The following is a 12,825-nucleotide window of genomic DNA, read 5'->3' as shown; positions in this document are numbered from 1 at the left end:
CCGGGCTTTTTGTTTGCGTAACGAAAAAAGGGCAGCGGGTGCTTAGACGGCGACGGAGCCGCCATCGACAAACAACTCCGCGCCCGCGATGTAGCGGCTTTCGTCCGAGGCAAGGAACAACACGGCGCTCGCCACTTCATCCGGCTCACCCAGTCGCGCCAGCGGCACTAGTTGCTGCAGCATGTCTTCCACTCCCGGGCGCTCATCCAGGAAGTTGCGCATCATCTTGGTCTCGGTGCCGCCGGGCGCCACCACGTTCACCCGAATGCCGCGGGGCGCGAGGTCGGCGGTCCAGCTTCGCGCAAACGAGCGCACGGCCGCCTTGGTCGCGTTGTACAGCGACTGGCCGGGAAAGCCCTTGCTGCCGGCGACCGAGCCGTTGAGAACGATTGCGCCACCGTCGCTCAGCAGGGGCAGGGCCTTCTGTACGGAGAACAGCAGGCCGCGAACGTTCAGGCCGAACAGGCGATCGAAGGCTTCTTCATCGATCTCGCCGAGTGGTCGCGGGTTGACCTCAGCGGTACCTGCGTTGGCAAACACCACATCCACCTTGCCGTGGTCGGCGCGGACGCGATCGTAGAGGGAGTCCAGGTCGGCCACGCTCGATGCATCACCCTGGATGCCGATGGCGCCATGCCCGATCGCCTTGGTGGCCGTATCCAGGGCCTCCTGCCGCCGCCCGGTGATGTAGACGTGCGCGCCCTCGGTGGCAAACCGCTTGGCGGTCGCCAGACCAATGCCCTCGCTTCCGCCGGTGACCACGACAACCTTGCCTTCAAAACGCTTGCTCACGGGAGATCCTTTGATAAGTGGAGAATTGCTCCACTTAGAATATGGAGGCATCATCCACTTTACAAGTGAGCCCGCCGATGACGACCCCACAGCCCCCGACAGACGATCCGCCGCTGCGCGCCGACGCTGCGCGCAACCGCGAGCGCATCCTTGCCGCGGCTGAGGAGGTCTTTGGTGAGCGGGGTGCGGATGCCTCGCTGGATGACGTGGCCAAGCGAGCCAAGGTCGGTATCGGCACGCTGTATCGCCGTTTCCCTACGCGCGAAGCGTTGCTGGCGGCGTTGAGCGACGCCCGTCTGCTTGCCCTGGCCGATGCCAGCCGGGCGCGAGATGCCACTCATGAGCCGCTCGAAGCGATACGTGCTTTCGTCATTGCCCTGGTTCACCACGCCAGTCACTACCGCGGCCTCGCGACGTCGCTCGGCGCCGTGCTTCACAGTGGTACGCCCGGCTGCCACGCCAGTGGCGCGGAAGGCCAGCGTCTGCTGCTGCGCGCTCAGCAGTCCGGAGCGGTACGCCAGGATGTGACGTTCGACGACATTGTCTGCGTCGTCACCGCCGTGTCGCTCGCCGTGGAGCAGGGCGGCTCGCCCGCCGCGCGTATTCCCCACCTGGTCGGCATCTTCCTGGGCGGCATAGCGACTCTGTAGGAGAGCGCCGTGCCGTACCATAGGCCCATGGCTGACAAACCGAACGATTTCATCGACCAGTACCAGGCTTTCGTGCGTCAGGGCGTGGAGGCGTGGGCCAAGCAATTCGATCCTGGCGCGGCGCCCACGGAGGCGCCGTCGGCCGATATCGTCGGGCGGCTGTTCGCCGGCCTTGGCGGCTTCGGCGACTGGATGCGCGCTTTCACCAGTGGTGAATCGCCTGCAACACCCTTTGCCCACGGCACGCCTCCCTTCGGCCAGCCCGGCCCGGCTGAAGGCTTCGCGCCGTTTGGCTACGGCCCGCCGCCGGGTGCGGCACCGGGTTCCGATGGCTTCGACGAGTGGGCACGCGTGGCGAGGGAAACCCTTTCCATGCCCGCACTTGGCCTGACGCGCGAGCAGCAGGAAGAGCAGCAGGCTCTGTTGCGTGCGTGGATCGATTACGCCCAGCAATATGCGCGCTACCAGGCGCTGCTCCAGCGCGTGCAGGATCGGGCGGGCGACACCATGCGTTCGCAGGGCATGCCCACCGATGCGGACAGCCTCCGCACCGTCTACGACCGCTGGGTGAACTTCTCCGAAGAGAGCTACGCCCAGGCGGCGATGTCGGAAGAATTTCGCGAGGTGTATGCCGCGCTGGTGAACGCGCAGATGCACCTGAAAGTGCTGCAACAGCGCCAGGTTGAGCGTTTCGCCGTGCAGGCCGGGCTGCCGACGCGTCGTGAAGTCGATAGCCTGGGTGAGCGCCTGCAGGCGGTGCGTCGTGAATTGCGGCAGATGCAGGGGCTGGCCACCGAGGTGGAGGTCTTGAGGGCTGAGGTCGCCGCGCTGCGCGGCGCGCCGGGTGCCGCGGAAAGGCGCTCTGGCGCATCGCGAAAAGATGTCGGCGCCAAGGCCGCTCCTGCAAGGGCTGCGGTGAAGAAGGTTTCGGCCAGGAAGGTCGCGACGAAGAGTGGCGCAACGAAGAAAAGCGCGGTGGCCAAGAACGCTGCGGGCAAGAAAGCTGCCGCGAAGAAGGTTGCCCCAAAAAAGGTGGCACGAGGTAAGACGCGATGAGCGCCAATCCGTTCCATATCGATCCCGAGCGCGCGCGTGCGGAAGTCGAGGCATTCCGCCGCAAGGTGGAAGCGGGGATGGAAACGTTGAAGAACGTTGGCCCGATTGAGTTGGGTACGACGCCGCGCGAGGCCGTCTATACGGAAGATAAGCTCACGCTCTGGCACTTCAAAGGCACGAAGAAGCCCTCTGCGAAAGTGCCGTTGTTGATCTGCTATGCACTGGTCAATACGCCCTGGATGGTCGATCTTCAGGAAGACCGCTCGATGGTGCGTAACCTGCTGGAGCAGGGCGAGGATGTGTACCTCATCGATTGGGGTTACCCCGATGGTGCTGATCGCTGGCTCACGCTCGAAGACTACATTGATGGTTACCTCGACCGTTGCGTCGATGTGATCCGCCGCCGTCACGCGCTGGACGCGATCAACCTGCTCGGCATCTGCCAGGGCGGTGTGTTTTCGCTGTGCTACGCAGCGCTGCACGGCGACAAGGTCAAGAACCTGATCACCATGGTGACGCCGGTGGATTTCCACACGCCGGACAACATGCTTTCCCACTGGGCGCGTAACGTCGATATCGACCTGTTCGTCGACACGATCGGCAACGTGCCGGCTGACCTGATGAACTTCGCCTACCTCACGCTGAAGCCGCTGCGGCTTAACCAGCAGAAGTACGTGGCGATGGTCGACATCCTGGACAACCCGAAGGAAGTGGAAAACTTCCTTCGTATGGAGAAGTGGATCTTCGATTCACCCGACCAGGCCGGCGAAACCTTCCGTCAGTTCACCCGTGATTTTTTCCAGAAGAACCTGTTGATCCAGGGCAAGGCCACCGTGGGCGGCAAGGTCATCGACCTTGGCACGATCACCCAGCCCGTGCTGAATATCTACGCCGAGCAGGATCACCTGGTGCCGCCAGCGGCTTCCCTGCCGTTGAAGGACGTGGTCGGTAGCAAGGACTACACAGTATTGCCGTTTCCCGGTGGCCACATTGGCATCTATGTTTCCGGTCGTGCGCAAAAGCTGGTCCCGCCCGCGATCCATGAGTGGCTCGCCGCACGATGATCGTGCGCATGGCCAAGCTGGCCATGGTGTTGGCGCTGGCCGCTTTTGCGCTCGTGGTGGCGGTCGATAACCTGATCGACTATGGGTCGAACTTCAGCTTCGTCCAGCACGTCCTCTCGATGGACACCACGTTCCCGGGTAATGCACTCATGGGGCGTGCCATTCATGCACCGTGGGCATGGCACGCGGGCTATCTGATGATCATCGCAGGGGAGGGCGCGACGGCTGTGCTTCTCCTGCTGGGTGGCTATGAGCTCTGGCATTCGCGCCGGCTACCGGGTCCGGTGTTTCAGGCTGCAAAGCGCTTCGTGGCTGCGGGGTGCGCCATCGGCTTCCTGGTCTGGTTTTTCGGGTTCATGGTGGTCGGTGGCGAATGGTTCGCCATGTGGCAATCGAAGACCTGGAACGGCCAGGAAGGTGCGTTCCGCTTTTACATGGCCCTGTTGGGCGTCCTCATCTTCGTCAACCAGCCCGATGCCGACCTGTAGGAGCGCGCTTGCACGCGATCCGGATTGCGACGGCGCCGGAATCATTTGAACTGAGGCCAACCCCATCGCGCGCAAGCGCGCTCCTACAGGGGTCCGTATAATCACCGGTATGAATATGACCACTTCCCACGACTCCATCCGCGCCGTGCAATGGCTCGGCGACCGCCTCCGCCTGCTCGACCAGCGCCGTCTTCCGGCGGAAGAAATCTGGTTCGATAGCGTGAACTCGGATGACGTCACCCGGGCCATTCGTGACCTGGCGGTGCGTGGTGCGCCCGCCATTGGCATCGCGGCCGCGTGGGGTGTGGTGCTGGCAGCGAAGGGTGGGGAAGATCTCGCAAAGGCGATGGCGACGCTGCGTGCCGCCCGCCCAACGGCGGTCAATCTCATGTGGGCACTGGATCGCATGAAGGCGCGCGTCGACGCGGGTGCCGATGCGGCGGCGCTCGAGGCCGAGGCGCAGGCGATCCAGGATGAAGATCTCGCTGCCAACCGTCACATGGGCGAACTGGGCGCTGCCCTGATCGAGGCGGGCTCGCATGTCATGACCCACTGCAATACCGGTTCGCTCGCTACGGCCGGTTACGGCACGGCGCTTGGCGTGATTCGCGCCGGCGTGGAAGCTGGCCGCATCGAGCAGGTGTTCGCGGGTGAAACCCGTCCCTGGCAGCAGGGTGCGCGCCTCACCATGTGGGAGCTGGTCCGTGACGGCATCCCGGCCAAGCTCATCGCTGATTCCGCTGCCTCGCACCTCATGAAGGATGGCAAGGTGAAGTGGGTCATCGTCGGCGCTGACCGCATCGCCGCCAATGGCGATACGGCCAACAAGATCGGTACCTACCAGCTGGCCATTGCCGCGCGCCACCATGGCGTGAAGTTCATGGTCGTGGCACCGTCCACCACGGTGGATATGGCCACAGCCTCCGGCGACGATATCGAGATCGAATTGCGCGACGCCACCGAGCTGCTTTCGGTGAGCGGCACCCGTACGGTGATCGAGGGTGCAGAAGCCTGGAACCCCGTTTTCGACGTCACCCCGGCCGACCTGATCGATGCCATCGTGACCGAGCGCGGCGTCATCCTGAAGCCCGATGAAGAACAGATGCGGATCATGTTTCCGTGACCGCCAAAACACCCCTGTAAGCCATTGATTTTACGGCTTTTTTAGCTGTCATTTCGACACCCGTTGTGTTATCATCGAGGGGTTGAGCCGACCGTGCCGCCCTGAGGGCGGAAACCATGGTCGGCGGGGGCATTCACACGGACACCCAGGAAGCCGATTGATGGCAGAACTCGCCAAAGAAGTCATCCGCGTCAACATCGAAGACGAGATGCGCCAGAGCTATCTCGACTACGCGATGAGCGTCATCGTCGGGCGCGCACTGCCCGATGTACGCGATGGCCTGAAGCCCGTGCACCGCCGCGTCCTGTTCGCCATGAACGAACTGGGCAACTCGTGGAACAAGGCATACAAGAAATCCGCGCGCGTCGTCGGTGACGTCATCGGTAAATACCATCCGCATGGTGATGCGTCGGTTTACGACACCATCGTCCGCATGGCCCAGCCGTTCTCGCTGCGCTACATGCTGGTCGACGGCCAGGGTAACTTCGGTTCGGTCGATGGCGATAACGCCGCGGCCATGCGATACACCGAAGTGCGCATGGCGAAGCTCACCCATGAGCTGCTCGCCGATATCGATAAGGAAACGGTCGATTTCGGGCCGAACTACGACGAAAGCGAAAGCGAGCCGCTGGTGTTGCCCACCCGCGTGCCGAACCTGCTCGTCAACGGTTCCGCGGGCATTGCGGTGGGTATGGCCACCAATATCCCGCCGCACAACATGACCGAGGTCATCAACGCCGTGCTGGCGCTGATCGAAGAACCCTCGCTCGGCGTCGATGAACTCATGACGCACATCCCGGGTCCGGATTTCCCGACCGCGGGCATCATCAATGGCTCGTCCGGCATCATCGAGGCGTACCGCACCGGCCGTGGCCGCATCCTGGTCCGCGCGCGTGCCGAGATCGAAACCGAAGCCAACGGCCGCGAGACGATCATCGTCCACGAGCTGCCGTACCAGGTGAACAAGGCTCGCCTGATCGAGAAGATCGCCGAGCTGGTCAAGGAAAAGAAGCTCGAGGGCATCTCGGAGCTGCGCGACGAGTCCGACAAGGACGGCATGCGCGTGGTCATCGAGATCCGCCGCGATGCCATGGCCGACGTGGTGCTGAACAACCTGTTCCAGCAGACTCAGCTGCAGGTCACCTTCGGTATCAACATGGTGGCCCTGCTCGATGGCCAGCCGAAGCTGCTGAACCTCAAGGACATCCTTGAAGCGTTCATCCGTCATCGTCGCGAAGTCGTCACCCGCCGTACCATTTTCGAACTGCGCAAGGCCCGTTCGCGCGCCCACATCCTCGAAGGCCTCACGGTCGCGCTGGCCAACATCGACGAGATGATTGAGCTGATCCGCACCTCGTCGTCGTCGCAGGAAGCCCGCGAGCGCATGGTCGCCCGCAAGTGGGAGCCGGGCATGGTCCAGGCGCTGCTCTCGGCCTCTGGTGCCGAGGCGTCGCGTCCGGAAGACATGGATCCGCGCGATGGCCTGCGCCCCGACGGCTACCAGCTGTCGGAGATCCAGGCCACCGAAATCCTGCAGATGCGCCTGCACCGCCTCACCGGCCTGGAGCAGGACAAGCTCAGCGACGAGTACCGCGATATCCTCGAGACCATCCGTGGCCTCATCGAGATCCTGGAAAACCCGGCGGTGCTGCTTGAGGTCATCCGCGGCGAGCTGGAGCAGGTCCGTGCCGATTACGGTGATGAGCGTCGTACGGAAATCCAGCATTCGCAGGAAGACCTGAACGTCCTCGACCTGATCGCGCCGGAAGACGTCGTGGTCACGCTCTCGCACACGGGTTACATCAAGCGCCAGGCCGCCAGCCTGTACCGCGCGCAGAAGCGTGGCGGCAAGGGCCGTTCGGCGTCGGCACTGAAGGACGAAGACGTCGTGCAGCAGCTGTGGGTGGTGAACACCCACGACACGCTGCTCACCTTCACCAGCACCGGTCGTGTTTACTGGCTCAAGGTGTACCAGATGCCGGAAGCCGGCCCGGGGGCGCGTGGCAAGCCCATCGTGAACCTGCTGCCGCTGGGTGAGGGCGAGAAGGTCCAGGCCGTGCTGCCGATCCGCGATTACGACCCGAACTGCTTCGTGTTCTTCGCCACCCGCAAGGGCACCGTGAAGAAGACCCCGCTCACCGAGTTCGCGTTCCAGCTGCAGAAGGGCAAGGCCGCCATCAACCTCGACGAGGGCGATGCGCTGGTCGACGTGGCCATGACCAACGGCGAAAGCGACGTGCTGCTGTTTGCTTCGAACGGCAAGGTCGTGCGCTTCGACGAGAACAAGGTGCGCTCCATGGGCCGCACCGCGACCGGCGTGCGCGGCATGCTGCTCGCCGACGATGCCACGGTGGTGTCGCTTATCGTGGCCCACGGCGACGGTGACATCCTCACCGCCACGGCGCGTGGCTTCGGCAAGCGCACCGTGCTCGAGGATTTCCCGAAGAAGGGTCGCGGTACGCAGGGCGTCATCGGTATCCAGTGCTCCGAGCGTAACGGCAACCTCGTTGCTGCCACGCAGGTCACCGAAACCCAGCAGCTGATGCTCATCTCCGACCAGGGCACGCTCGTGCGCACCCGCGTGTCGGAAGTGGCTCAGGTTGGCCGTAACACCCAGGGCGTCACGCTGATCAAGCTGCCGAAGGACGAGACCCTCATTGGTGTCGTCCGCCTCGAAGCCGAGGAAGAAACCGAGGTGGAAGGCGAGGGCGAAATCACCAGCGGTGATGTGCCCGCCGGCGAGATCACGAGCGGGGAAGCCGCGGCAGATCTGCCGCCGGTGGAATCCGGCCCGGTCGACGGCGATAACGAGTAAAAGAAAAAACCCGCCGAAAGGCGGGTTTTTTTTAGCTGCGGCCCCGGATGCGCGCTCCTACAAAGGGGGTGTTCACGGCACCGTCGGGTGCCTGCGATTATCAGCCGTCGATCGCTTCGAGCATGGCTTCCGCGGCCGAAACCTTGAACTCACCCGGCGCCTCGACGTTCAGCACCTTCACGACGCCATCTTCCAGGTACATGGCAAAGCGCTTGGCGCGGATGCCCATGCCGTTCTTCGTGCCATCGAGCTCAAGACCCAGTGCCTTGGTAAAGGCCGCATTGCCATCAGCGAGCAGGTGCAGGTTCGCCGGGATGCCGCGCTCCTTGCCCCAGGCATCCATGACGAAGGCATCGTTCACCGAGACGCAGAACACCTTCACGCCGCGCTGGCTGAAATCATCCATGTGCTGGATGTAGCCCGGCAGATGCTTGTTCGAACACGTGGGCGTGAATGCGCCAGGTACCGCGAACAGCACGACCTTGCCGGTGCCCATGAGGTCGAGCGTGGAGGCGGTCTGGATGCCGTCCTGGAAGTAGGTGACGGTGGACTCGGGGATCTTGTCGCCGACAGCGATGGTCATAGGGGCCTGCCTCGTGTGGTGGGAATTCCCCGAGTGTAACGGCCCGGCTCCCCTTACGCCCCGGTAGGAGCCCACCCTGTGGGCGACGCCGTTCGCGGTAACGCCACAGGACATGGGGCGCAGGGCCTGGGCGGTGGGGCGAAAGATGTCGCCCACAGGGTGGACTCCTGCATGGCTTCGTTATAGGCCCCTTGAATCGGTCGCGGGCGCACCTATCTTTCATTCCAGACGGCCGCGGGGCCGAAAAACCTTATTGGAGTCAGACAGATGAACCAGGTTCGTCATGTAGCGTTTCGCCGTGCGCCGGTGTTTGGGAATGAACTGCGCCATGTGTTCGATCACTTCTTCGCGGGCGATGCCGCCGCGCCGGTCGCTGCCAGCGAGAATGCGTGGGCGCCGCGCGTCGATATCCGTGAAGAGGCCGGCCGCTTCCTGATCCTTGCCGATGTCCCGGGCGTGGCCCTGGATAGCATCGAGATCCAGATGGACAAGAACGTCCTTTCCATCAAGGGCGAGCGCACGGCCTACGCCAGCGAGGCCGAAGGCAAGTACGCCCGCGTTGAGCGCGTGGCAGGCACCTTCAAGCGCAGCTTCACGCTGCCCGAGAGTGCCGATGCCGAGGGCATCACGGCCTCCGGTGCCAACGGCGTGCTGGAAATCAGCATTCCGAAGAAGGCGGAAAGCGCACCGCGCCGCATCGCGATCAACGCCGCGGGCTGATTCGGTCTAAGCTTGGCTGCATGGCCCGCGGTGGTTTGGACCACCGCGGGCCTTTTCCATTTCATATTCAGACACAAGCCCGGCGGGAGAGCCTGTGGAGTTCAAGGATTACTACGAGATTCTTGGGGTAAAACCCGAAGCCACCGACGCCGAGATCAAGGCGGCGTATCGGAAGCTGGCGCGCAAGTACCACCCGGACAAGAACAAGGAAGCGGGTGCGGAAGAGAAGTTCAAAGCGGTGAATGAGGCCAACGAGGCCCTCAAGGATCCGGAGAAGCGTCGCCAGTACGATCAGTTCCGCGCTGGCGGCTACCGCCAGGGCGAGCAGTTCCGGCCGCCGCCGGGCTGGGGTCAGGGCGGCGGTGGCGGTTTCGATTTTGGCGACATGGGCGGTGGTGCCGGCCGCGGCGATTTCAGCGACTTTTTCGAAAGCCTGTTCGGCGGTGGCGGTGCCCGTGGCCGCTCGCAGCAGGCCCAGGCGCGCCGTGGGCGCGATATCAACGCGAAGATCGAGACCGACCTGCAGACGGCCTACAACGGCGGCAAGACGCGCGTGGTGCTGAACGATTCGTCGGGCGGCGAGCGCGTGCTCGAAGTGAAGATCCCGGCCGGCATCAGCAGTGGCCAGACCATCCGCCTTGGCGGGCAGGGGCATCCGGGTAGCGGCGGCGGTCCGTCGGGCGACCTGCTGCTGGAAATCGCCATTCGTGACGACGCGCGGTTCCGCCTCGATGGCCGTACCGTGACGCACACCCTGCCGATTTCGCCGTGGGAGGCCGCACTGGGCGCGACCGTGGCTGTGCCGACCCTGGGTGGAGCGGTGGACCTGCGTATCCCTGCCGGAACGCAATCCGGCCGCAAGCTGCGTCTGAAGGGGCGTGGCCTGCCGGGTAGTGAGCCGGGCGACCAGATCGTGGTGCTGGAAATTCGGGTCCCTGTGCCGGAAACCCATGAAGAACAAGCGGCTTACGCGGAATTCAAAGACGCATTCAAGGATTTCGATCCGCGCCGCTGATGGGGCTCGATGGGTGGCCCACGGCGGAGGAGCTCTGCCGTAGGAGCCCACCCTGTGGGCGACATCTTTCGCCTCACCGCCCAGGTCCTGCGGCGTTAACGCGAACGGCGTCGCCCACAGGGTGGGCTCCTACAGCGTTACGGCGAACGGCGTCGCCCACAGGGTGGGCTCCTACAGCGTTACGGCGAACGGTGTCGCCCACGGGGTGGGCTCCTGCGGCGAGCGTGCGTTCGGGAGAGGGGTCAGGCGGGCAGGTGGGTCTTGAGCGCTTTGACCAGCTCTTCTTCCTTGATCGGCTTGACCACGTAATCCCTCGCGCCCTGGCGGAGGCCCCATACCTTGTCGGTGTCCTGGTCCTTGGTGGTCACCAGGATGATGGGGATGTGCTTGGTGGTTTCTTCCTTGCTGATGGTGCGGGTGGCCTGGAACCCGTTGAGGTTCGGCATGACCACGTCCATCAGGATCAGGTCGGGAAGTTCGCGCTTGGCGGCTTCGACGCCGGCGGCGCCGTCTTCAGCCGTGAGCGCCTCATGGCCCAGCTTTTCAACGATGCGCTTGATGCCCAGGAGCTGCGACGGCGAATCGTCGACGATCAGGATACGAGCCATTAAGTGATTCCCCCGGGCTTTGCCCGATGATGTTCCTTTGATGCGGCCGCATTCCAGCGGCCGCCGCGTGTCTTTCGGCGACGTTAAACCGTCGCGCGTGTAGCCTTTGGCGATGGCCCATTCTACCGGCCCTCCGCCCTGTATCAATGGTGTGACGCCCGAAACCTGTCTGCGCAGGCACTTATCCGGCGATCTTCACCAGGGTTCGGCCGAAGGAGCCGCCGGAAAGCATGGTATCGAAGACGCTGGCGACATCGGCCAGGGCCACTTCCTTCGTGCAGATCGTGTCCAGGTGGCGCGGCTTCCAGTCACCACCCAGGCGGCGCCATACCTCATCGCGGATGTCGCGGGCCGTGCCGGCCGAAGCCACGCCCAGCACGCTGACGCCACGGATGATGAAGGGCATGACGGTAGTGGGCAGCTCAGGGCTGCCCGCCAGCCCGCAGATGGCGGCGTTGCCGTAAGGCGCGATGAGCGGGAGGAACCCGGCCAGCATGTTGCCGCCGACGTTATCCAGCATGCCGCCGTACTTCGCCGACTCCATGGGCTTGCCGCTGAAGGCGAGCTGGTGGCGATCGATGCATTCGGCCGCGCCGATGCCGCGCAGGACATCGAAGTGATCCGGTTTGCCGCTCACGGCGTGCACGGTGAAACCGGCGCGCGTGAAGATGTCGATGCCCAGCATGCCCACGCCGCCCGTGGCACCGGTGATGGCGATCGGGCCCATCTCCGGGCGTTGGCGGTTATCCAGCATGCGCAGCAGGGCCAGCGCTGCGGTGAAGCCCGCCGTGCCCAGGATCATCGCCTCGCGCGTGCTCAGCGTGGCGGGCAGGGGGATGGTGAGGGCGGCTGGCAGGAGGGCGTATTCCGCGTAGCCGCCATCGCGCGTCTCTGAGAGGCCGCTGCCGGTCGCCAGCACCTTATCGCCTTCGCGGAACGCCGGGTCGGCTGAGGCGACCACGGTGCCAGCCACGTCGATGCCACCGTTAAGCGGGTACTGGCGGAGAATCTTGCCCTTGCCGGTGCCGGCCAGCGCATCCTTGTAGTTCACCGAGGAGTACTCGGCCTTGACCAGGATCTCGCCGGGCGAAAGGGCGTCGGTGTCCATGGTTTCGATGGCGCCGCGGTAGCCGGCGTCGTCGTTGTGGATTCGGAAAGCCTTCATGGATGGCATCGGCTGCTTCTCCCGCCAGTTGCTGAGTTGTAGGAGCCCACCCTGTGGGCGACATCTTTCGCGATACCGTTGCAGGCCCTGTAGCACTGCCGCGAACGGCGTCGCCCACAGGGTGGGCTCCTACGGTGGGGCGTGCTTTATACCGACTCTTTGGTGATCCACTTGGGGGTGTAGGTGGATTCGTAGGTCTTCATCCAGTCGAAGACGGCGTCGATGCTGTCGCCGAACCAGACCTGGTCACGCTGCACGGACTTCACGAAGCCCTCGGCCACCATGTGGTCCATGCTCGCGGCCAGACCCTTGTAGAAGCCGAGCACGTCGAGGAAGGCGCAAGGGTAGGTGTGCAGGCCGAGCTGGGCCCAGGTGAGCATCTCGAACATTTCGTCCATGGTGCCGAAGCCGCCGGGCAGGGCGACGAAGGCATCGGAGAGTTCGTACATGCGCGTCTTGCGTTCGTGCATGGTCTCGACGACGTGCAGCTCGGACAGGCCGACGTGGGCCACTTCCTTCTCGACCAGCTGGCGCGGGATCACGCCGATGACCTTGCCGCCCGCGGCGATGACCGCATCGGCTACCGTCCCCATCAGGCCGACCTTGCCGCCGCCGTAGACGAGGGCGATGTTTTCCTTTGCGAGGCGGGTGCCGAAGGCTTTTGCCGCTTCGGTGTATTCCGGCCGTCCGCCGCTGCTCGAGCCGCAGTAGACGCAAAGGGCTTTGATATCACGCATGGTGCATTC

The 12,825-nt window shown here is 64.1% G+C and carries 13 protein-coding genes; 8 read left to right on the top strand and 5 right to left on the bottom strand.

Going from position 1 to position 12,825, the window contains the following annotated elements:
• Positions 1-42 precede the first annotated feature (42 nt).
• Positions 43-792 (bottom strand): glucose 1-dehydrogenase, encoded by a 750-nt coding sequence (locus L2Y96_RS14130; protein WP_247327328.1) that lies wholly within the window; start codon positions 790-792, stop codon positions 43-45.
• 77 nt (positions 793-869) lie between these two features.
• On the opposite strand from L2Y96_RS14130, the gene L2Y96_RS14125 reads away from it, so the two are divergent.
• From L2Y96_RS14125 to gyrA, 6 genes are all read left to right on the top strand, one after another.
• Positions 870-1,442: a TetR/AcrR family transcriptional regulator gene (locus tag L2Y96_RS14125; RefSeq protein WP_247327325.1), complete on the top strand. Its 573-nt coding sequence runs from the start codon at positions 870-872 to the stop codon at positions 1,440-1,442.
• Positions 1,443-1,469: 27 nt separating this feature from the next.
• Positions 1,470-2,498 (top strand): poly(R)-hydroxyalkanoic acid synthase subunit PhaE, encoded by a 1,029-nt coding sequence (locus L2Y96_RS14120; protein ID WP_247327323.1) that lies wholly within the window; start codon positions 1,470-1,472, stop codon positions 2,496-2,498.
• On the top strand, positions 2,495-3,562 hold the full coding sequence (locus tag L2Y96_RS14115) for a class III poly(R)-hydroxyalkanoic acid synthase subunit PhaC (RefSeq protein ID WP_247327321.1): 1,068 nt from the start codon (positions 2,495-2,497) through the stop codon (positions 3,560-3,562). Before L2Y96_RS14120 ends, L2Y96_RS14115 begins: the two co-directional genes overlap by 4 nt.
• Positions 3,544-4,050, top strand: coding sequence for a DUF2165 family protein (locus L2Y96_RS14110; protein ID WP_247327318.1), 507 nt, complete (start codon positions 3,544-3,546; stop codon positions 4,048-4,050). The genes L2Y96_RS14115 and L2Y96_RS14110 overlap by 19 nt, the downstream gene beginning before the upstream one ends.
• Positions 4,051-4,165: 115 nt before the next feature.
• Positions 4,166-5,173 (top strand): S-methyl-5-thioribose-1-phosphate isomerase, encoded by a 1,008-nt coding sequence (gene mtnA, locus L2Y96_RS14105; protein ID WP_425492426.1) that lies wholly within the window; start codon positions 4,166-4,168, stop codon positions 5,171-5,173.
• Positions 5,174-5,333: 160 nt separating this feature from the next.
• Entirely contained in the window at positions 5,334-7,988 is a 2,655-nt protein-coding gene (gene gyrA, locus L2Y96_RS14100) for a DNA gyrase subunit A (RefSeq protein ID WP_247327312.1), read from the top strand.
• A 100-nt stretch (positions 7,989-8,088) separates the two neighbouring features.
• Here the strand turns inward: gyrA and L2Y96_RS14095 are convergent, their stop codons facing one another.
• Positions 8,089-8,571 (bottom strand): peroxiredoxin, encoded by a 483-nt coding sequence (locus tag L2Y96_RS14095; RefSeq protein ID WP_247327311.1) that lies wholly within the window; start codon positions 8,569-8,571, stop codon positions 8,089-8,091.
• 267 nt (positions 8,572-8,838) lie between these two features.
• Here L2Y96_RS14095 and L2Y96_RS14090 point away from each other — a divergent pair, with 267 nt between their 5' ends.
• A complete protein-coding gene (locus L2Y96_RS14090) occupies positions 8,839-9,291 on the top strand; it encodes an Hsp20/alpha crystallin family protein (RefSeq protein ID WP_247327309.1) in 453 nt (150 codons plus the stop codon).
• Positions 9,292-9,385: 94 nt separating this feature from the next.
• Complete coding sequence (locus L2Y96_RS14085) at positions 9,386-10,306, top strand: DnaJ C-terminal domain-containing protein (RefSeq protein WP_247327306.1); 921 nt, start codon at positions 9,386-9,388, stop codon at positions 10,304-10,306.
• A gap of 242 nt (positions 10,307-10,548) precedes the next feature.
• Here the strand turns inward: L2Y96_RS14085 and pilH are convergent, their stop codons facing one another.
• From pilH to L2Y96_RS14070, 3 genes are all read right to left on the bottom strand, one after another.
• Entirely contained in the window at positions 10,549-10,914 is a 366-nt protein-coding gene (gene pilH, locus L2Y96_RS14080) for a twitching motility response regulator PilH (RefSeq protein ID WP_247327304.1), read from the bottom strand.
• A gap of 181 nt (positions 10,915-11,095) precedes the next feature.
• On the bottom strand, positions 11,096-12,088 hold the full coding sequence (locus L2Y96_RS14075) for an acrylyl-CoA reductase family protein (protein ID WP_247327301.1): 993 nt from the start codon (positions 12,086-12,088) through the stop codon (positions 11,096-11,098).
• Between the two features lie 137 nt (positions 12,089-12,225).
• Positions 12,226-12,816: an LOG family protein gene (locus tag L2Y96_RS14070; protein WP_425492425.1), complete on the bottom strand. Its 591-nt coding sequence runs from the start codon at positions 12,814-12,816 to the stop codon at positions 12,226-12,228.
• Positions 12,817-12,825: the final 9 nt, after the last annotated feature.

Origin of the sequence: Luteibacter aegosomaticola, assembly GCF_023078475.1 — a bacterium.
Classification (GTDB): Bacteria; Pseudomonadota; Gammaproteobacteria; order Xanthomonadales; family Rhodanobacteraceae; genus Luteibacter; species Luteibacter aegosomaticola.
This window is presented reverse-complemented; position numbering and strand designations above follow the sequence as displayed.

What these genes read in the sequence shown, in the direction of transcription:
- L2Y96_RS14125 (WP_247327325.1), top strand. Translation starts at nt 870, where the DNA reads ATGACGACCCCACAGCCCCCGACAGACGATCCGCCGCTGCGCGCCGAC.
- L2Y96_RS14120 (WP_247327323.1), top strand. Translation starts at nt 1,470, where the DNA reads ATGGCTGACAAACCGAACGATTTCATCGACCAGTACCAGGCTTTCGTG.
- L2Y96_RS14115 (WP_247327321.1), top strand. Translation starts at nt 2,495, where the DNA reads ATGAGCGCCAATCCGTTCCATATCGATCCCGAGCGCGCGCGTGCGGAA.
- mtnA (WP_425492426.1), top strand. Translation starts at nt 4,166, where the DNA reads ATGACCACTTCCCACGACTCCATCCGCGCCGTGCAATGGCTCGGCGAC.
- gyrA (WP_247327312.1), top strand. Translation starts at nt 5,334, where the DNA reads ATGGCAGAACTCGCCAAAGAAGTCATCCGCGTCAACATCGAAGACGAG.
- L2Y96_RS14095 (WP_247327311.1), bottom strand. Translation starts at nt 8,571, where the DNA reads ATGACCATCGCTGTCGGCGACAAGATCCCCGAGTCCACCGTCACCTAC.
- L2Y96_RS14090 (WP_247327309.1), top strand. Translation starts at nt 8,839, where the DNA reads ATGAACCAGGTTCGTCATGTAGCGTTTCGCCGTGCGCCGGTGTTTGGG.
- pilH (WP_247327304.1), bottom strand. Translation starts at nt 10,914, where the DNA reads ATGGCTCGTATCCTGATCGTCGACGATTCGCCGTCGCAGCTCCTGGGC.
- L2Y96_RS14075 (WP_247327301.1), bottom strand. Translation starts at nt 12,088, where the DNA reads ATGCCATCCATGAAGGCTTTCCGAATCCACAACGACGACGCCGGCTAC.
- L2Y96_RS14070 (WP_425492425.1), bottom strand. Translation starts at nt 12,816, where the DNA reads ATGCGTGATATCAAAGCCCTTTGCGTCTACTGCGGCTCGAGCAGCGGC.